This is a genomic window from Pseudomonas sp. Pseusp11, from assembly GCF_047304405.1.
Classification (GTDB): domain Bacteria; phylum Pseudomonadota; class Gammaproteobacteria; order Pseudomonadales; family Pseudomonadaceae; genus Aquipseudomonas.
In genome coordinates this window covers 16,185-34,706 of sequence record NZ_JBGLZF010000004.1, presented here as the reverse complement: position 1 = coordinate 34,706, position 18,522 = coordinate 16,185, and the positions used below count along the sequence as shown (strand labels likewise).

General features: G+C 58.7%; 20 protein-coding genes. 14 read left to right on the top strand and 6 right to left on the bottom strand.

The features are described 5' to 3' along the window. Window positions 1-6 precede the first annotated feature (6 nt). Window positions 7-1,836 (bottom strand): hypothetical protein, encoded by a 1,830-nt coding sequence (locus ACCC96_RS04235; RefSeq protein WP_413695072.1) that lies wholly within the window; start codon window positions 1,834-1,836, stop codon window positions 7-9. Window positions 1,837-1,996: 160 nt separating this feature from the next. Here ACCC96_RS04235 and ACCC96_RS04230 point away from each other — a divergent pair, with 160 nt between their 5' ends. The 3 genes from ACCC96_RS04230 to ACCC96_RS04220 all read left to right on the top strand — a co-directional run bounded on the left by ACCC96_RS04230 (window position 1,997) and on the right by ACCC96_RS04220 (window position 3,661). After that, window positions 1,997-2,485, top strand: coding sequence for a TIGR00645 family protein (locus ACCC96_RS04230; RefSeq protein WP_007938436.1), 489 nt, complete (start codon window positions 1,997-1,999; stop codon window positions 2,483-2,485). A 134-nt stretch (window positions 2,486-2,619) separates the two neighbouring features. Then, window positions 2,620-2,913, top strand: coding sequence for a DUF6482 family protein (locus tag ACCC96_RS04225; protein WP_413695071.1), 294 nt, complete (start codon window positions 2,620-2,622; stop codon window positions 2,911-2,913). 130 nt (window positions 2,914-3,043) lie between these two features. Next, entirely contained in the window at window positions 3,044-3,661 is a 618-nt protein-coding gene (locus ACCC96_RS04220) for an FKBP-type peptidyl-prolyl cis-trans isomerase (RefSeq protein WP_007938433.1), read from the top strand. A gap of 61 nt (window positions 3,662-3,722) precedes the next feature. Here the strand turns inward: ACCC96_RS04220 and ACCC96_RS04215 are convergent, their stop codons facing one another. The 3 genes from ACCC96_RS04215 to ACCC96_RS04205 all read right to left on the bottom strand — a co-directional run bounded on the left by ACCC96_RS04215 (window position 3,723) and on the right by ACCC96_RS04205 (window position 5,686). Continuing rightward, entirely contained in the window at window positions 3,723-3,980 is a 258-nt protein-coding gene (locus tag ACCC96_RS04215) for a hypothetical protein (protein ID WP_018925879.1), read from the bottom strand. A gap of 205 nt (window positions 3,981-4,185) precedes the next feature. After that, window positions 4,186-4,527: a zinc ribbon domain-containing protein YjdM gene (locus ACCC96_RS04210; protein WP_007938431.1), complete on the bottom strand. Its 342-nt coding sequence runs from the start codon at window positions 4,525-4,527 to the stop codon at window positions 4,186-4,188. A 190-nt stretch (window positions 4,528-4,717) separates the two neighbouring features. Beyond that, window positions 4,718-5,686 carry a polyprenyl synthetase family protein gene (locus ACCC96_RS04205; RefSeq protein WP_019650960.1) on the bottom strand — a complete coding sequence of 323 codons (969 nt, stop codon included), beginning with the start codon at window positions 5,684-5,686 and terminating at the stop codon, window positions 4,718-4,720. A 240-nt stretch (window positions 5,687-5,926) separates the two neighbouring features. Between ACCC96_RS04205 and rplU the strand changes: the two genes are divergently transcribed. From rplU to ACCC96_RS04180, 5 genes are all read left to right on the top strand, one after another. Next, on the top strand, window positions 5,927-6,241 hold the full coding sequence (rplU, locus tag ACCC96_RS04200; RefSeq protein WP_007901869.1) for a 50S ribosomal protein L21: 315 nt from the start codon (window positions 5,927-5,929) through the stop codon (window positions 6,239-6,241). 33 nt (window positions 6,242-6,274) lie between these two features. Further along, window positions 6,275-6,532 (top strand): 50S ribosomal protein L27, encoded by a 258-nt coding sequence (rpmA, locus tag ACCC96_RS04195; protein ID WP_003228360.1) that lies wholly within the window; start codon window positions 6,275-6,277, stop codon window positions 6,530-6,532. Between the two features lie 195 nt (window positions 6,533-6,727). Beyond that, window positions 6,728-7,951 (top strand): Obg family GTPase CgtA, encoded by a 1,224-nt coding sequence (cgtA, locus tag ACCC96_RS04190; RefSeq protein ID WP_413695070.1) that lies wholly within the window; start codon window positions 6,728-6,730, stop codon window positions 7,949-7,951. A gap of 137 nt (window positions 7,952-8,088) precedes the next feature. Continuing rightward, window positions 8,089-9,207 carry a glutamate 5-kinase gene (proB, locus tag ACCC96_RS04185; protein ID WP_007938428.1) on the top strand — a complete coding sequence of 373 codons (1,119 nt, stop codon included), beginning with the start codon at window positions 8,089-8,091 and terminating at the stop codon, window positions 9,205-9,207. 12 nt (window positions 9,208-9,219) lie between these two features. Continuing rightward, complete coding sequence (locus ACCC96_RS04180; RefSeq protein ID WP_007938427.1) at window positions 9,220-9,684, top strand: CreA family protein; 465 nt, start codon at window positions 9,220-9,222, stop codon at window positions 9,682-9,684. 122 nt (window positions 9,685-9,806) lie between these two features. Here ACCC96_RS04180 and rpsT read toward each other — a convergent pair whose 3' ends face one another. Further along, window positions 9,807-10,085: a 30S ribosomal protein S20 gene (gene rpsT / locus ACCC96_RS04175; protein WP_007901883.1), complete on the bottom strand. Its 279-nt coding sequence runs from the start codon at window positions 10,083-10,085 to the stop codon at window positions 9,807-9,809. 387 nt (window positions 10,086-10,472) lie between these two features. Between rpsT and murJ the strand changes: the two genes are divergently transcribed. The 6 genes from murJ to ispH all read left to right on the top strand — a co-directional run bounded on the left by murJ (window position 10,473) and on the right by ispH (window position 17,911). Beyond that, the gene (gene murJ, locus ACCC96_RS04170; RefSeq protein WP_413695069.1) at window positions 10,473-12,011 is read left to right on the top strand and encodes a murein biosynthesis integral membrane protein MurJ; all 1,539 of its coding nucleotides are present in this window, start codon (window positions 10,473-10,475) and stop codon (window positions 12,009-12,011) included. 129 nt (window positions 12,012-12,140) lie between these two features. After that, on the top strand, window positions 12,141-13,091 hold the full coding sequence (gene ribF, locus ACCC96_RS04165; RefSeq protein ID WP_019650963.1) for a bifunctional riboflavin kinase/FAD synthetase: 951 nt from the start codon (window positions 12,141-12,143) through the stop codon (window positions 13,089-13,091). Beyond that, the gene (gene ileS, locus ACCC96_RS04160; protein WP_413695068.1) at window positions 13,092-15,923 is read left to right on the top strand and encodes an isoleucine--tRNA ligase; all 2,832 of its coding nucleotides are present in this window, start codon (window positions 13,092-13,094) and stop codon (window positions 15,921-15,923) included. Beyond that, window positions 15,916-16,428, top strand: coding sequence for a signal peptidase II (gene lspA / locus ACCC96_RS04155; protein ID WP_007938422.1), 513 nt, complete (start codon window positions 15,916-15,918; stop codon window positions 16,426-16,428). Before ileS ends, lspA begins: the two co-directional genes overlap by 8 nt. A gap of 7 nt (window positions 16,429-16,435) precedes the next feature. Beyond that, entirely contained in the window at window positions 16,436-16,873 is a 438-nt protein-coding gene (gene fkpB, locus ACCC96_RS04150; RefSeq protein WP_177318289.1) for an FKBP-type peptidyl-prolyl cis-trans isomerase, read from the top strand. A gap of 90 nt (window positions 16,874-16,963) precedes the next feature. Next, window positions 16,964-17,911 (top strand): 4-hydroxy-3-methylbut-2-enyl diphosphate reductase, encoded by a 948-nt coding sequence (gene ispH, locus ACCC96_RS04145; RefSeq protein ID WP_018925888.1) that lies wholly within the window; start codon window positions 16,964-16,966, stop codon window positions 17,909-17,911. Here ispH and ACCC96_RS04140 read toward each other — a convergent pair. Further along, complete coding sequence (locus ACCC96_RS04140; RefSeq protein WP_413695067.1) at window positions 17,880-18,437, bottom strand: GspH/FimT family pseudopilin; 558 nt, start codon at window positions 18,435-18,437, stop codon at window positions 17,880-17,882. The two genes, ispH and ACCC96_RS04140, sit on opposite strands and share 32 nt — an antisense overlap. Between the last annotated feature and the right edge of the window lie 85 nt (window positions 18,438-18,522).

Sequence of the window (18,522 nt, the reverse complement as noted above, 5' to 3'; positions counted from 1 at the left end):
TCCAGGCTATTGATCCAGGTTACCTGGCTCGGTCTTGTCGAGTTTGACCTCGAAACCGTATTGCACGGTGGTGAGGTTGGTTCGCTGATAAGTTTCCAGACGTGTGGGCTGGCCGTAGAAGTAATGCACTGCGAATAACCCCGGACCTTGCGCATTCGCGTCGTGACTGACCGAAAGAATCTCCTTCAGATAGTTGCCACTGTCGTCCTTGGCGAAAAAGCGCCAGTCCTGGTCGGGGAACAGCTTCAGATCAACCACCAACTCATTCCCTTTGAGCGCCAGGCCCTTGGGCAGTTGGTGGGCGTCGTAGGTTTGCTTGTCGACAGTCGCCAGGAACAGCGGCATGGAGCCCACTGCGTAGGCCGGAGTTTCTGCAAACAGATTCAGATCGTAGGTGATGCTGCCGCGTAGCGGGTCGACCTGATACGCCTCCGGTGGCAGCTCGATCGGCCCGTCGCGCCGGCCATTGCTGTCTTGGGTAAAAAACGTCACGGGACTTTCGCCGGGATTGAACGAGGTGCCGAGCAGTTCGTCATTGAAGCTTCTGGGGTGATCGAAATCGATGCGCGCGGCGCTTGGATCATCGATCGACTGGCTGATACTGATGCTTTTTTTCAGTTGGTTCTCGTCCAGCGTCGCACCCTTGAGCCAGGTCGCAGCCTGGTCGTCGTATACCACCACGGGCAAGGCCAGTGGCTGGATGGTTTTTTCCGTCGTGTGCGGGTCGAAGCGGCGTACCGGCAGGTTTAGGTTCTTGCGGGTCACCGTGACCGCCGAGAAGTCCAGCAAGCTGACTTCGAGCGTGTCGATCGGTCCGTTGAAGTACACCTTGGCGTACTGTCGGGTTTGTTGTTTTTCAAAGGCGCGCTGGTCGTCCTCGAGCTGTTTTTCGAACGCTTCGCTCCAGGCTTTCTGCTGTTGCATTTGCGCCAGTTGTTTTTGATAGAACGCAATTTGCGCGGCGGTTTCATTGATCGCGCCCGAGCGCGAGAGGAATTGCCCGGTGGTGTCCCTGGCCTGAACGATCAGCGGGTTGGGCGGTGTATCGCGAACCTCGGGGGCCGGTGGTGCGCTGTTACTGAATTCGATTTCGGCGTGGTTTTTTTCAAGCTTCAGCAGCGTGACACTAAGGTTGTCATTGGTGCGCGTCTGGCCGACGTCCTTTTTTGTCAGGTCGAAGCTGTAGATTCGGCGTGGGGCGATGACCTCCACCTTGCCTTGCAGACTCACCGGTTGTGGCAGGTTCTTCTTGTCCACACCCAGGCCTTCGATGAAGGGGTAGGTCACCGTCAAGTCATCGGGGTTGGTCAGGTTGGAGCTCGACGGGCTCAGCTGGATTCCGGGGTCGGTTTCCGACCATTCCGGCTGAAACGCGATGACGCGCTTGTTGCTGAGGGTCACCGATTGCCATTCCAGGTCATGAGGGAAAAGGAATGCGCCAGGGGTGTTGAAGTGAAGGGGGAATACCGGTTGCAGATCGGTCAGGTAATCTGAGCTGGACTCCTTGTGCAGCACGAGAAGCCCGTTGATGTAGGTGTCGACCAGCGCCTGGGGCGTGGGGTAGTGCTTGAACACGGCGAGGGCATCTTCGCCGTATTCGGTGACCACCGGTTTACTGTCGAGCTTGAGTTGCGCGCGCTCGAGCAGCAGCAGTGAACCGCCGAGTTCGGTCACCACGTCCTTGAGTTTCGGATCCTTGATCGCCTCCAGAGACTTTTCGAACTGCGCGGTCTTTTCTTCGAGGCTGACCTGGCGTTTCTCATCGCTGGGTGAACAACCACCGAGCAGCAATGCGAAGCCAAGTCCGGCACTCATTAAGGGCAATCGCACATCCATTTCCAGTTTTCCTGTCCGATGTCGCTGACCTGTCATTGATCTGGACACTAGCAGAAAAACTTTGTCACACACACGCAGGTTGCGGATTTTCCGGCGGTTTCTGGGTGTAACAGGCGGCTGTTATACTCGCCGCCATTTCCAGCCCCTTGTGTGAGATTCAATGGAACGCTTTATCGAAAATACAATGTACGCCTCCCGCTGGTTGCTGGCGCCGATCTATTTCGGTTTGTCGCTGGGCTTGCTGGCGTTGGCACTGAAATTCTTCCAGGAAGTCATCCACGTCATCCCTAACGTGTTCTCGATGGCCGAGTCGGATCTGATTCTGGTGTTGTTGTCGCTGATCGACATGGCGCTGGTAGGCGGCTTGCTGGTGATGGTGATGATTTCCGGTTACGAGAACTTCGTTTCCGAACTGGACATCGACGACAGCAAGGAAAAACTCAATTGGCTGGGCACCATGGACTCGTCTTCGTTGAAGATGAAGGTCGCGGCTTCCATCGTGGCGATTTCGTCGATCCACCTGCTGCGGATCTTCATGGACGCCAAGAACGTCGATCCCGAGCATTTGCAGTGGTACGTGATCATCCACATGACCTTCGTGGTATCGGCGTTTGCCATGGGTTACCTGGACAAGCTGACCAAGCACTGATCCGCCCTTACTTGCTGCACCGCACCGCCCGTCTGTTGCGAAACAGACGGGCGGTGTCGTTTGTGGCTTGTACTTTGGCGCGTCGAGGCATATCCCTGTAATGATCCTGGCTCGCCACTGCGTGAGGTGCACTCATGAACCTGCAAGAGTTGAATGCCTATGCTGTCGCCGGAAAAATCGATGAGCTGAACCTGATCTCGACGGAAGGCGTGTTCTACGTGCTGGAGGCTCGGATGCATGGCGTGGCGCATCGAGTGCTCGATGCCCATGGCGAGACATTGCGGCTGCGCTCAGTCGAGCATGCGCGTGAAGTGCTTCACGCCTGTCCCAAGTCATTCAACGTTGTACACACTCCGGCTGATGACGAAATGTGCGGTACCAGTGCCGAGGAAAGTCCGAAATTACCAAGCACCTTCCGTTCTGTGTAACAGGGCTGACGCCGCTCATCAACGTGGCGTCATCTGTGCTAGTCTGCTCGCCCTTTTGATTCCGGGCGCTCCGGGATGCGCTGTGCACGCACGGCAAGTTCCAGGGCCGTCCACACAGCGGAGCAGTGTCATGTCCGAAGTAAATCTGTCCACCGACGAAACCCGCGTCAGCTACGGCATTGGCCGTCAGTTGGGCGACCAACTGCGTGACAACCCGCCACCGGGCGTGAGCCTGGACGCAATCCTGGCGGGTCTGACCGACGCGTTCGCCGGCAAGCCAAGCCGTGTGGGTCAGGAAGAAATGTCCGCCAGCTTCAAGGTGATCCGCGAGATCATGCAAGCTGAAGCGGCTGCCAAGGCTGAAGCTGCTGCTGGCGAAGGTTTGGCTTTCCTGGCTGAAAACGCCAAGCGTGAAGGCATCACTACTCTGGCTTCGGGCCTGCAATTTGAAGTGCTGACTCAAGGTGAAGGCGCCAAGCCAACCCGTGAAGATCAAGTACGCACTCACTACCACGGCACTCTGATCGACGGCACTGTGTTCGACAGCTCCTACGAGCGCGGCCAGCCTGCAGAATTCCCGGTAGGCGGCGTTATCGCTGGCTGGACCGAAGCCCTGCAACTGATGAACGCGGGCAGCAAATGGCGTCTGTACGTGCCGAGCGAACTGGCTTACGGCGCTCAAGGCGTTGGCAGCATTCCGCCGCACAGCGTACTGGTATTCGACGTCGAACTGCTCGACGTTCTGTAATCCCGGTGTTGGAGCTGGCCCGCTCCTGCAGGGCCAGCTCCGGCATTTTTACAAATGATCTTCATACCTCGAACTTGGTATTCAGGTCATGACTCGGGCGCAACGCCCGGGCATAGCAAAACAGAAATAGATTGCGCACCAGTTCCTTGAGTACCACCGGCTCACTGGAACTCAGGCCATTGACGTCCAGATCACCCTGATCCTGCAGCTCGTTCAAGGCTTCTTCTTCAAGCACCGCACAGACTTCCCCGGTTTCCCGATGCAGGATTCTGAGGTAGGGATGTGGGCGGTCCAGCCAGGCATCGATCAAATAAGTCATGGGTCTCATCTCCATTGATTGGTTTCAATGAGAATAATTCCTATTCATTAAATAGCAAGGGCCTATTGGCGGTTTGCGTTTTTTATCGGGTAAGGATTGCGTAAGGTCAAAACGGCTGGTGTTTGGCTATTGCGAGGAGTGTTGGGTGACGCGGGGAAGGGCGAAGCACCATCCCACGCCAGGCGCGGGATGGAGTACAAAAGGCTCAGACTTTTCTGACGAACTCGGATTTGAGTTTCATCGGGCCGATGCCGTCGATCTTGCAGTCGATGTCGTGGTCGCCATCGCACAGGCGGATGTTCTTGACCTTGGTGCCGACCTTGACCACCAGGGAAGTGCCTTTGACCTTGAGGTCCTTGATCACGGTGATGGTATCGCCGTCCTGCAGGACGTTGCCGACCGAGTCCTTTTTCACGGTGTCGTCGGACGCTACTTCGGCTTCGCCGTTGGCGGACCACTCATGGGCGCACTCCGGGCAGATCAGCTGTGCGCCGTCTTCGTAGGTGTATTCGGAATTGCATTTCGGGCAGGGTGGCAACGTGCTCACTAAAGCTCCTTGGATTCAGGATGGCTAAAAAGCGCACATTATATAGGGATTTATCGCTGGAGGGAGCCAACAGCAAAAGATCAAAAGATCGCAGCCTCGCTCCGCTCGGCAGCTCCTACAGGAATGTTGACTAATGCGGTCACCGTAGGAGCTGTCGAGCGGAGCGAGGCTGCGATCTTTTGTTGTGAAATCAGTGCGTGCGAGCGACCGCAAACTCACTCAATTCCACCAGCGCATCGCGGTATTCGCTGGCGGGCAGGGCGTCGAGGCACTTGATCGCACGGGCCACGTAGTCGCGGGCCAGTTGCGCGGTGTAATCCAGCGAGCCGGAAGCTTCGACCGCTTCGCGAATGCTTTCCAGGTCTTCGATGCCACCTTTCTGGATCGCCTGACGAACCAGCGCGGCCTGCTCCGGAGTGCCTTCGCGCATGGTGTAGATCAGCGGCAGCGTCGGCTTGCCCTCGGCCAGGTCGTCACCGACGTTCTTGCCCAGGGTCTCGGCATCGCCACGGTAGTCCAGCAGGTCGTCGACCAGTTGGAAGGCTACGCCCAGGTGATCGCCGAAGGTGCGCAGCGCTTCGCTCTGTTCCAGCGAGGCACCGGCCAGGGCCGCGGCACTGTGGGTCGAAGCCTCGAAGAGCATCGCGGTTTTGCCGCGAATGACTTCCATGTAGGTTTCTTCGGTGGTGCTGGCGTCGCGGACCTTCGACAGCTGTAGCACCTCGCCTTCAGCGATGATGCGCGTGGCTTGCGAAAGGATCTTCATCACCGGCATGGAGCCCAGTTCGACCATCATTTCGAAAGAACGCGAATACAGGAAGTCGCCGACCAGCACGCTCGGCGCGTTGCCCCACATGGCATTGGCGGTCGAACGGCCACGGCGCATGCCGGACATGTCGACGACGTCGTCGTGCAGCAGGGTGGCGGTGTGCAGGAACTCGATGGTCGCGGCCAGCAGGCGCAGGTCATCGCCTTCGCGGCCCAGTGCCTTGCCGCATAGCAGTACGAGCAAGGGACGCAGGCGTTTACCGCCAGCCGAGGTAATGTAGTCGCCGATTTTCGATACCAGCGGCACTCGGGAAGTCAGCTGCTTCTTGATGATGCCGTCGACGGCGCTAAAATCGTCCGCCACCGCGCGGTAGAAAGCTTGGGGTTGCATCAGCGACAGTTGCTCCAGAAGGGTTGCGCGGCATGCTAGGACCCACGTCCGGGCCTGTCAAGGCGCGATGGACGGCCACTTGCAACGCCAGAGTAGCTTGCGTACAATCGCGCACCCTGAACTTCCTGGGCAGCACCTGCCTTACGCAATTGCAAACAGGCCTTCCAGCCTTATGCAGCCATGCCAGCCAATACCTCTTCTTATAAAGAGCTGGGTGAGCAGGATTATCGGAGAAATACCATGTCTTATGCAGTAATCGTTACTGGTGGCAAGCAGTACAAAGTTGCTCCAGGTGAATACCTGAAGATCGAAAAACTGGAAATCGCTACCGGCGAATCCGTAACTTTTGATCGCGTTCTGTTGGTTGCCAATGGCGACGACGTGAATATCGGCGCTCCAGTTGTTCCTGGCGCTACCGTTGTGGCTGAAGTGATCTCCCAAGGTCGTCACGATAAAGTCCGCATCATCAAGTTCCGTCGCCGTAAGCACCACATGAAGCGTATGGGCCACCGCCAGTGGTACACCGAGATCAAAATCACCGGTATTCAGGCTTAATCAGCCTAATTCCTCACTAGGAGAATTGAACTCATGGCACACAAAAAAGCTGGTGGTAGTACCCGTAACGGTCGCGACTCAGAAGCCAAACGCCTTGGCGTGAAGATGTATGGCGGCCAGGTCATCAAGGCCGGTAACATCATCGTGCGTCAGCGCGGCACCCAATTCCACGCTGGCTACGGCGTTGGCATGGGTAAAGATCACACCCTCTTCGCGAAAATCGAAGGCGTGATCAAGTTTGAAGTAAAAGGCGCCTTCGGTCGTCGTTACGTGAGCGTCGTCGCAGCTTAATTGCGCGATCGCTGGAAAAGCCCTGTCTTGCGACGGGGCTTTTTCGTTTGTGGGGTGAGTCTCTTGCAAAGCTGTTTGTGATGGGCTCCAGCGCTGTATTGGCGGTCGTTGATTGAGGTCGCTGCGCTCATTTTTGCAAGAGTCTTATGTCTTGGTTGTTTTTCGGCTCGTCCGTATGGCGAGAGGCGTTTTGTTATGAAGTTTGTTGATGAAGTATCGATTCGAGTAAAGGCCGGCGACGGTGGCAACGGTTGCATGAGTTTCCGTCGAGAGAAATTCATTGAAAACGGCGGCCCGAACGGCGGCGACGGTGGTGATGGCGGTTCCATCTACATGATGGCCGACGAAAACCTGAACACCCTGGTCGACTACCGTTACACCCGGCACTTCGATGCCGAGCGCGGTTCCAACGGTGGCAGCACCGACTGCACCGGCAAAAAAGGTGAGGATCTGATCCTGCGGGTGCCGGTCGGTACCACAGTGATCGACTCTGCCACCCAGGAAGTCATTGGCGACCTGACCAAGGCCGGCCAGAAGCTGATGGTGGTTCAGGGCGGCTGGCACGGTCTGGGTAACACTCGTTTCAAATCCAGTACCAACCGTGCGCCGCGCCAGACCACGCCGGGCAAGCCGGGTGAGCAGCGCGACCTGAAGCTGGAAATGAAGGTGTTGGCGGACGTCGGTCTGCTCGGTTTGCCGAACGCTGGCAAAAGTACTTTCATTCGCTCGGTGTCGGCCGCCAAGCCGAAAGTCGCTGACTACCCGTTCACCACATTGGTGCCGAACCTGGGTGTGGTCAGTGTCGATCGCTGGAAGAGCTTCGTGGTCGCGGATATTCCGGGTCTGATCGAAGGTGCTTCCGACGGCGCAGGCCTGGGGATTCGCTTCCTCAAGCACTTGTCGCGTACGCGTCTGCTGCTGCACCTCGTCGACATGGCGCCGCTGGATGACACCAGCGCGCCGGATGCTGCTGAAGTGATCGTCAGCGAGCTGACCAAGTTCAGCCCGTCCCTGGCTGAGCGTGATCGCTGGCTGGTGCTGAACAAGTGCGACCAGATCCTTGAGGAAGAGCACGATGCTCGCGTCAAGGAGATCGTTGATCGTCTGGAATGGACTGGTCCGGTCTATGTGATCTCGGCGATCGCCAAGCAAGGCACCGAGCGTCTGTGCCACGACATCATGCGTTACCTGGAAGATCGCGCCGATCGCCTGGCTAACGACCCGGCCTACAAGGAAGAGTTGGCTGAACTCGATCGGCGCATCGAAGATGAAGCGCGCGCCCAGTTGCAGGCGCTGGACGATCAGCGTGCCCTGCGCCGCAGCGGCGTGAAGTCGGTCCATGACATCGGTGACGACGATTGGGACGAAGAAGATGTGGATGACGAAGACGGTCCGGAAATCATTTACGTGCGTGACTGATTCGTTGCGATAAACTTAAGCGCCGCTCACTGGAGCGGCGTTTTAGTATCTGGAAATCGACTGTTGGTCACGAAGAACCACGAATAACGTCACGGGCAGTGCCAGGTCGCGCTGCCCTCAAGCTAAGGTTGAAGATGATGCGGAGCAAGGTGACAGGTGCGCAGCGTTGGGTCGTGAAGATCGGCAGCGCTTTGCTGACGGCGGACGGCAAGGGCCTGGATCGCGCGGCAATGGGTGTCTGGGTCGAGCAGATGGTTGCCCTGCATGAGGCGGGCGTTGAGCTGGTGCTGGTGTCCTCTGGGGCAGTGGCGGCGGGCATGAGCCGTCTGGGCTGGACCTCACGACCCAGTGCGATGCACGAGTTGCAAGCGGCTGCCGCCATCGGTCAGATGGGGTTGGTGCAGGCCTGGGAGTCGAGCTTCGCCGAACATGGTCGGCATACCGCACAGATTCTCCTGACTCACGACGATTTGTCCGACCGCAAGCGCTACCTGAATGCTCGTAGCACCCTGCGTGCGCTGGTCGAGTTGAAAGTGATCCCGGTGATCAATGAAAACGACACCGTGGTCACTGACGAAATCCGTTTCGGCGACAACGACACGTTGGCGGCGCTGGTGGCGAATCTGGTCGAAGCCGATTTGCTGGTGATCCTCACCGATCGCGATGGCATGTTCGATGCTGATCCACGCAACAATCCCGACGCCAAGCTGATTTACGAGGCGCGGGCCGACGATCCGGCGCTCGATGCGGTAGCAGGTGGCACTGGCGGCGCGCTGGGGCGTGGCGGCATGCAGACCAAGCTGCGCGCTGCGCGTCTGGCGGCGCGCTCCGGTGCGCACACCATCATCGTTGGCGGGCGTATTGAGCGAGTGCTGGATCGCCTCAAGGCTGGCGAGCGCATCGGCACTTTGCTGTCGCCTGAGCGCGGCATGCTGGCGGCCCGCAAACAGTGGCTGGCCGGGCATCTGCAAACTCGCGGCACGCTGGTGCTGGACGCGGGTGCGGTGACCGCGCTGTCCCAAGGCAATAAAAGTTTGCTGCCGGTAGGTGTAAAGCTGGTCCAGGGCAGCTTCCGTCGCGGCGAAATGGTGGTCTGTGTGGCGCCGGACGGTCGTGAAATCGCCCGTGGCCTGGCTAACTACAGTGCTCTGGAAGCACAAAAAATCATCGGTCAGTCGTCTGAGGCGATTATCGGTCTGTTGGGTTACATGGCGGAGCCGGAGCTGGTTCACCGGGATAACCTGATTCTGGTCTGAAGGAATACCTGAATGCGTGTGGCAAAAGGATTGTTGGGCTTGTTGTTGGCGATGCCGCTGCTGGCCTCGGCCGAGGAAATTGGCCAGGTGTCGACGGTGTTCAAATTCGTCGGCCCGAACGACCGTATCGTTGTCGAGGCGTTTGATGATCCGAAGGTGGAGGGCGTGACCTGTTACTTGTCGCGCGCCAAGACGGGTGGCGTGAAAGGTGGTCTGGGATTGGCCGAGGATCGCGCTGAAGCGTCTATTGCATGTCGCCAGGTCGGGCCGATCAACTTCAAGGGTGAGCTCAAGGATGGCGAGGAGGTGTTCAAGGAGCGCACCTCGCTGGTATTCAAGACTATGCAGGTGGTGCGATTCCTCGACAAGAAGCGCAATACCCTGGTGTATCTGGTCTACAGCGATCGTTTGATCGAGGGCAGTCCGCAGAATGCGGTGACGGCGATTCCGATTCTGCCGTGGACTCACGCCCAGTAATCTGACGCAGGTCCAGGTGTGGGGGCGAGCAGGCTCGCTCCCACATTTTTTTGCGTATCACCTGCTAAATCGCAGGCAATAAAAAACCGACCCTGAGGTCGGTTTTTTAACGAGCGCGTCGCTTAGGCAGCAGCGGCAACGTTCAGGGCCTTGACGTGGCCATTCAGACGGCTCTTATGGCGAGCAGCTTTGTTCTTGTGGATGATGCCTTTATCGGCCATACGGTCGATAACTGGCACGGCCAGAACGTAAGCAGCTTGAGCTTTAGCAGCGTCTTTTGCGTCGATGGCTTTAACTACATTCTTGATGTAGGTACGAACCATGGAACGCAGGCTGGCGTTGTGGCTGCGACGCTTCTCAGCCTGTTTTGCACGTTTTTTGGCGGAAGGTGTGTTGGCCACCGTCGAGCTCCTCGAAAGACTTTTTAGGAAATAGCAAACAAAATAGGCCGCGAATCATGCCGATGAGTTGATGGCTTGTCAAGGGCGGAAGAGACGTTCCGCTAAGTGGCCGGTTCCGGCCCCATGAAAACTACTGCGCTCGGCAATACAGCGTTGAAAGCAGACTCGAAATGCTCATTGACTAAAGTCAACTCCGCTTTCTCGCCTGCTTTCGCCTTGTCTTGCCTTCGCTCGCTACGTTTTCAAGGGGGCGGTGCGCTGGATATTTCTTTCCGGCGCGCGACCTGTAAACTCGCGAGCTTTGGCTCTGTGCTGTTGCGGCGCGGAGTATCGCATAAGTGGGCGCGTTGTTCGCCTGCTGTTTATCGACAGGCACAAACTCTTTCAATGAATCTACTCAAATCGTTGGCCGCTGTCAGCTCTATCACGATGCTTTCCCGGGTGTTGGGGTTTGTTCGTGACACTCTAATCGCCCGTGCATTTGGTGCCGGAATGGCGACCGACGCCTTCTTTATCGCCTTCAAACTGCCCAATCTGCTGCGGCGGATCTTTGCCGAAGGGGCGTTTTCCCAGGCCTTTGTGCCGATTCTTGCCGAATACAAAAGCCAGAAGGGCGAGGAGGCAACGCGGACCTTCATTGCCTACGTCTCAGGCCTGCTGACACTGGTACTGGCGCTGGTCACTGCGTTGGGCATGCTCGCCGCCCCTTGGGTCATCTGGGCCACGGCACCGGGTTTCGTCGATTCTCCTGAAAAATTCCGGCTGACAACCGATCTGCTGCGGGTCACTTTCCCTTATATATTGCTGATCTCCCTGTCATCGTTGGCCGGGGCGATCCTCAACACCTGGAACCGCTTCTCGGTGCCAGCCTTCGTGCCGACCCTGCTCAATGTCAGCATGATCATCTTTGCGGTATTCCTGACGCCGTATTTCGATCCGCCGGTGATGGCGCTGGGCTGGGCCGTTCTGGTGGGTGGGCTGGCGCAGTTGCTCTATCAACTGCCGCACCTGAAAAAAATCGGCATGCTGGTACTGCCGCGTTTGAACCTGCGCGATAGCGGTGTCTGGCGAGTCATGAAACAGATGCTGCCCGCGATCATCGGGGTTTCTGTGAGTCAGATTTCGCTGATCATCAATACTATTTTTGCCTCGTTCCTGGTGGCCGGTTCCGTGTCCTGGATGTATTACGCCGACCGCCTGATGGAGTTGCCATCCGGCGTGCTGGGTGTGGCGCTGGGCACGATTTTGTTGCCGACCCTGGCCAAGACCTATGCCAGTCAGGATCGCCACGAATACTCGCGAATCCTCGATTGGGGGCTGCGCCTGTGCTTCATGCTGGTGTTGCCGTGCGCCCTGGCGCTGGGGATTCTGTCTGAGCCGCTGACGGCCTCACTGTTCCAGTACGGCCAGTTCAGTGCTTTCGATGCGGCCATGACCCAGCGTGCGTTGATCGCTTATTCCGTCGGCTTGCTGGGGATTATTGTGATTAAAGTGCTGGCACCGGGCTTTTATGCGCAACAAAACATCCGCACCCCGGTAAAAATCGCGATTTTCACCTTGATTGTCACCCAGCTGTTCAACCTGGTGCTGATCGGTCCGCTGGCGCACGCCGGCCTGGCCCTGGCCATCAGTGCGGGTGCCTGCATCAACGCCGGTTTGCTGTTTTATCAACTGCGCAAGCAGCAGATGTATCAGCCGCAACCGGGCTGGGCGAAGTTCGGGCTTAAATTGCTGGTGGCGGTAGCGGTGATGTCTGCAGTATTGCTGGGTGCGATGCACTTTATGCCGGCCTGGGGGCAGGGGCCGATGCTTGAGCGGCTGCTGCGTCTGGGTGCATTGGTGATCGCAGGCGTCGTGGCGTATTTCGGCATGTTGCTGTTGATGGGCTTCCGTTTGCGCGACTTCAATCGCAAGGCCTTGAGCTGAAGACGTTATCTCGATAATCATGGGCGAACCGGCAGTTTTGTCGGCTCGATTACTTTGGGTTACGGTGTTGCCTGTCGTCGGCCGCCGGGTGTGGTTATAATCGACCACTTTATGAGCAAGAAGCGCGTTATGCAGCTGGTTCGAGGTCTCCACAACCTGCGCCCCCAGCATCGGGGCTGTGTCGCCACTATTGGCAACTTTGACGGTGTTCACCGTGGCCACCAGGCTATCCTGGTCCGGCTGCGAGAGCGTGCGCTCGAGTTGGGCGTGCCCAGCTGCGTGGTGATTTTCGAGCCGCAGCCGCGGGAGTTCTTCGCTCCGGAAACCGCCCCGGCCCGTCTGGCTCGTCTGCGGGACAAACTGCAGTTGTTGGCCGAAGAAGGTGTCGACCGGGTGTTGTGCCTGGCTTTCAACCATCGCCTGAGCAAACTCAGCGCCAGGGAGTTCGTCGATACCATTCTGGTGGACGGCCTCGGCGTGCAGCATCTGGAAGTCGGTGACGATTTCCGGTTTGGCTGCGACCGGCTGGGGGATTTCGACTACTTGCAACAGGCCGGCGTCCTTCAGGGCTTTACCGTCGAAGCAGCGCAGACCGTCGAGCTGGACGGCATTCGTGTCAGCAGCACTCAGGTCCGCAATGCTCTGGCGGCTGCCGATTTCGCCTTGGCCGAGCAACTGCTCGGTCGCCCGTACCGGATTGCCGGGCGGGTCCTGCACGGCCAGAAGCTGGCGCGCCAGCTGGGTACGCCCACGGCCAACGTGCAACTCAAGCGTCGTCGTGTGCCGTTGAGCGGGGTTTACCTGGTCAGCGTCGACATCGATGGCAAGACCTGGCCAGGCGTCGCCAATATTGGTGTGCGGCCAACGGTCGAAGGGGATGGCAAAGCCCACCTCGAAGTGCACCTTTTAGATTTTGCCGGCGATCTGTATGACCGGCGTTTGACGGTGGTTTTCCACCACAAGCTGCGTGAAGAGCAGCGTTTCGCCTCTCTGGAGGCGCTTAAGACGGCGATCAATGCGGATATCGCCGCCGCCCGTGCCCTGTCGCACCTAGCGCCAATCGCTAATGAAGAGCCTTAAATGACCGACTATAAAGCCACGCTAAACCTTCCGGACACCGCCTTCCCAATGAAGGCCGGCCTGCCTCAGCGCGAACCGCAGATTCTGCAGCGCTGGGACAGCATTGGCCTGTACGGTAAGTTGCGCGAGATTGGCAAGGATCGTCCGAAGTTCGTACTGCACGACGGTCCTCCGTACGCCAACGGCACGATTCACATCGGTCATGCGCTGAACAAGATTCTCAAGGACATGATCATCCGCTCGAAAACCCTGTCGGGTTTCGACGCACCTTATGTTCCGGGCTGGGACTGCCACGGTCTGCCGATCGAGCACAAAGTCGAAGTGACCCATGGCAAGAACCTGGGCGCCGACAAGACCCGCGAACTGTGCCGTGCCTACGCCACCGAGCAGATCGAAGGCCAGAAGTCCGAATTCATCCGTCTGGGCGTGTTGGGCGACTTCGCCAACCCGTACAAGACTATGGACTTCAAAAACGAGGCCGGTGAAATCCGCGCCCTGGCGGAAATCGTCAAGGGTGGCTTCGTGTTCAAGGGCCTGAAGCCTGTGAACTGGTGCTTTGACTGCGGTTCGGCCCTGGCTGAAGCGGAAGTCGAGTACGAGAACAAAAAATCCGCGACCATCGATGTGGCGTTCCCGATCGCCGACGAAGCCAAACTGGCGGCCGCGTTCGGTCTGCCATCGTTGGGCAAACCTGCTTCGATCGTGATCTGGACCACCACCCCGTGGACCATCCCGGCCAACCAGGCGCTGAACGTTCACCCGGAGTTCAACTACGCCCTGGTCGACGTCGGCGACAAGCTGCTGGTACTGGCTGAAGAACTGGTCGAATCCTGCCTGGCCCGCTACAGCCTGGAAGGTTCGGTGATCGCCACCACCACCGGTAAAGCGCTGGAACTGATCAACTTCCGTCACCCGTTCTACGATCGCCTGTCGCCGGTTTACCTGGCCGACTACGTTGAGCTGGGCGCGGGCACCGGCGTGGTTCACTCCTCGCCAGCCTACGGTGTAGACGACTTCGTGACCTGCAAGAAGTACGGCATGGTCAACGATGACATCATCAATCCGGTGCAAAGCAATGGCGTGTATGTGCCATCGCTGGAGTTCTTCGGCGGCCAGTTCATCTGGAAGGCCAACCCGGCCATCGTCGACAAACTGACCGAAGTCGGCGCGCTGCTGCACACCACCACCATCGAACACAGCTACATGCACTGCTGGCGTCACAAGACCCCGCTGATCTACCGCGCCACCGCGCAGTGGTTCATCGGCATGGACAAAGAGCCGACGGCTGGCGACACCCTGCGCAAACGCGCGATCAAAGCCATCGAAGACACCAAATTCGTCCCGGCCTGGGGCCAGGCGCGTCTGCACTCGATGATCGCCAACCGTCCGGACTGGTGCATCTCCCGTCAGCGCAACTGGGGTGTGCCGATCCCGTTCTTCCTGAACAAGGAAAGCGGCGAACTGCACCCACGCACCGTCGAACTGATGGAAATCGTCGCCCAGCGCGTCGAAGTCGAAGGCATCGAAGCCTGGTTCAAGATGGACGCCGCCGAGTTGCTCGGTGACGAAGCGCCGCTGTACGACAAGATCAGCGACACCTTGGACGTCTGGTTCGACTCGGGCACCACGCACTGGCACGTCCTGCGTGGTTCGCACCCGATGGGCCATGAGGCCGGTCCACGCGCCGACCTGTACCTGGAAGGCTCGGACCAGCACCGCGGCTGGTTCCACTCGTCGTTGCTGACCGGTTGCGCCATCGACGACCACGCACCGTACCGCGAACTGCTGACCCACGGCTTCACCGTCGACGAATCCGGTCGCAAAATGTCCAAGTCCCTGGGCAACGTGATCGCGCCGCAGAAGGTCAACGACACCCTGGGCGCCGACATCATGCGTCTTTGGGTCGCTTCCACCGATTACTCGGGTGAAATGGCGGTTTCCGAGCAGATCCTGCAACGCAGTGCGGACGCTTACCGGCGTATCCGTAACACCGCGCGCTTCCTGCTTTCCAACCTGACCGGTTTCAACCCGGCCACCGACATCCTGCCGGCCGAAGAAATGCTCGCCCTGGACCGTTGGGCCGTGGACCGCACCCTGCTGCTGCAACGCGAGCTGCAAGAGCACTACGGCGAATACCGCTTCTGGAACGTTTACTCCAAGATCCACAACTTCTGCGTGCAGGAGTTGGGCGGTTTCTACCTGGACATCATCAAGGACCGCCAGTACACCACTGGCGCCGACAGCAAGGCCCGTCGTTCGTGCCAGACCGCGCTGTTCCACATCAGCGAAGCGCTGGTGCGCTGGATCGCGCCGATCCTGGCGTTCACCGCCGACGAGCTGTGGCAGTACCTGCCGGGCGAGCGTAACGAGTCTGTGATGCTCAACACCTGGTACGAAGGCCTGAGCGAATTGCCGGAAGGCTTCGAGCTGGACCGCGACTACTGGGAGCGGATCATGGCGGTGAAGGTGGCGGTCAACAAGGAAATGGAAATCCAGCGCGCAGCCAAGGCCGTCGGTGGCAACCTGCAAGCCGAAGTGACGCTGTTCGCCGAAGACGCGCTGAGCGCCGACCTGGCCAAGCTGAGCAACGAACTGCGTTTCGTGCTGATCACTTCGACCGCCAGTGTTGCGCCATTGGTGCAGGCACCGGCCGATGCCGTGGTCACCGAAGTCAGCGGCCTGAAGCTCAAGATCGTCAAGTCGGCTCACGCCAAGTGCGCCCGTTGCTGGCACTGCCGTGAAGACGTCGGCGTGAACCCGGAGCATCCGGAAATCTGCGGTCGTTGCGTCGACAACATCAGCGGTGCGGGCGAGGTTCGTCACTATGCCTAATGCGGCTGGCCGTTTCGGACGGCTGAGCTGGCTCTGGTTGAGTTTGCTGGTCCTGGTCATCGACCAGGCCAGCAAGTTCTACTTCGAAGGCAAGCTCGAGATGTACCAGCAAATCGTGGTGATTCCCGATTTGTTCAGCTGGACCCTGGCCTACAACACTGGCGCGGCGTTCAGCTTCCTGGCCGATAGCTCGGGCTGGCAGCGCTGGCTGTTCGCCCTGATCGCGGTGGTGGTCAGTGCGGTGCTGGTGATCTGGCTCAAGCGCTTGGGGCGCAACGAAACCTGGCTGGCGATTGCGCTGGCCCTGGTGCTGGGTGGCGCGCTGGGCAATCTGTACGACCGCATTGCCTTGGGCCATGTGATCGATTTCATTCTGGTGCATTGGCAGAACCGCTGGTATTTCCCGGCGTTCAACTTTGCTGACAGTGCCATTTCTGTCGGTGCCGTGATGCTCGCGCTGGATATGTTCAAAAGTAAGAAGACCGGAGAAACCGTTCATGACTGAACAGGTATTGGCTGAACAACGTATCGGCCAGAACACGGAAGTCACCTTGCACTTTGCATTGCGCCTGGAGAACGGCGACACCGTCGACAGCACGTTCGATAAAGCCCCGGCGACCTTCAAGGTCGGCGACGGCAACCTGTTGCCAGGCTTCGAGGCCGCGCTGTTCGGCTTCAAGGCCGGCGACAAGCGCAGCCTGTCCATCGAGCCGGAAAACGCTTTTGGCCAGCCTAACCCGCAAAACGTGCAGATCATCCCGCGCTCGCAGTTCCAGGACATGGAACTGTCGCCAGGATTGCTGGTGATCTTCAATGATGCGGCCAATACCGAGCTGCCAGGCGTGGTGAAGGAATTCGATGACGCGCAAGTGACCATCGACTTCAACCACCCGCTCGCCGGTAAGACCTTGACCTTTGACGTCGAGATCATCAACGTCAAGGCGCTGTAAAGTTGTGGGAGCGAGCCACAGCAGGCTCGCTCCCACAGTTGGTTTTTCACTGTTTTCGCTATTTCTTGCGCGCAAGACACGAGGCACAGCATGCAAATCAAACTCGCCAACCCCCGTGGCTTCTGCGCCGGTGTGGACCGGGCGATCGAAATCGTCAACCGCGCCCTGGAAGTCTTCGGGCCGCCGATTTATGTGCGCCACGAAGTGGTCCACAACAAATTCGTCGTCGAAGACCTGCGTGCCCGTGGGGCGATCTTCGTCGAGGAACTGGATCAGGTGCCGGACGACGTGATCGTGATCTTCAGCGCCCACGGCGTTTCCCAGGCCGTGCGTACCGAAGCCACAGGTCGTGGCCTTAAAGTGTTCGACGCGACCTGCCCGCTGGTGACCAAGGTGCACATCGAAGTCGCGCGTTACAGCCGCGACGGTCGGGAATGCATCCTCATCGGCCATGCCGGCCATCCGGAAGTCGAAGGCACCATGGGCCAGTACGATGGCAGCAATGGTGGCGCGATCTATCTGGTCGAAGACGAGAAAGATGTCGCCGAGTTGCAGGTGAACAACCCTGAAAAGCTGGCCTTCGTTACCCAGACCACCCTGTCCATGGACGACACCAGTCGAGTGATCGACGCCCTGCGTACACGTTTCCCGGCGATCGGCGGTCCGCGCAAGGACGACATCTGCTACGCCACGCAAAACCGTCAGGACGCTGTCAAGCAACTGGCGGACGAGTGCGACGTGGTGCTGGTGGTTGGCAGCCCGAACAGCTCCAACTCCAATCGTCTGCGTGAACTGGCCGAACGCATGGCCACCCCGGCCTATCTGATCGACGGTGCCGAAGACCTGCAAAAGAGCTGGTTCGACGGTGTCGAGCGTATTGGCATCACGGCCGGTGCCTCCGCTCCGGAAGTGCTGGTACGTGGCGTGATCCAGCAATTGCAGGCCTGGGGTGCCACGGGTGCCGATGAACTGGCTGGTCGCGAGGAGAACATCACCTTCTCCATGCCTAAAGAGCTGCGCGTGCGTTCGCTGCTGTAATACTTTTCGCCTTTCGACACAGCGCCTGCTCAGCCTTATGGTTGGCCAGGCGCACTCGACCGCTCGCCGCCAGCACCACCTGGAGCTGGCTGACCGGCTCGCGAGCCGAACAAATATGTAGCGTCCCTGCCTGAAATGCCCGTTCGGGCATCAGCGGTTGGCCCAGACTGCTGAAACGCACGAAGCGCCTGACCGGCCAATTGCCGACAATCGGCACCCGAGTGCTACTCATGTGCTCAACCAGCAGCGGATTGCTGTTGTCTTCCGGGCCTTTGCCGCTGATATCCAGAATGATCCGCCAGCCTTGGCTCCAGTCGCCGTTGATAGCGTGAATCACCACGCTCTGATTGCGGGTGATGGCAGTCGTTCTGGCTGTGCGTATACCACTGACAATCGACTGCGCCGCTTGCTCCCGATGGTTTGATTCTGTCAGGGCCGCAAATGCCGGGCTGACCAGGTGCAGAACAATCCCGACAATTGTCAGTCCCATGAGCAGTCCGATCAGGCTGAAACCTTGCTGATGCATGTCATCTCCCTCCATGGAGTGCTGCGGCCCGCGCGATTCTTGCGCGAGTAATGGCAAAACAACCGTACATCTGTCGGTCGAATGT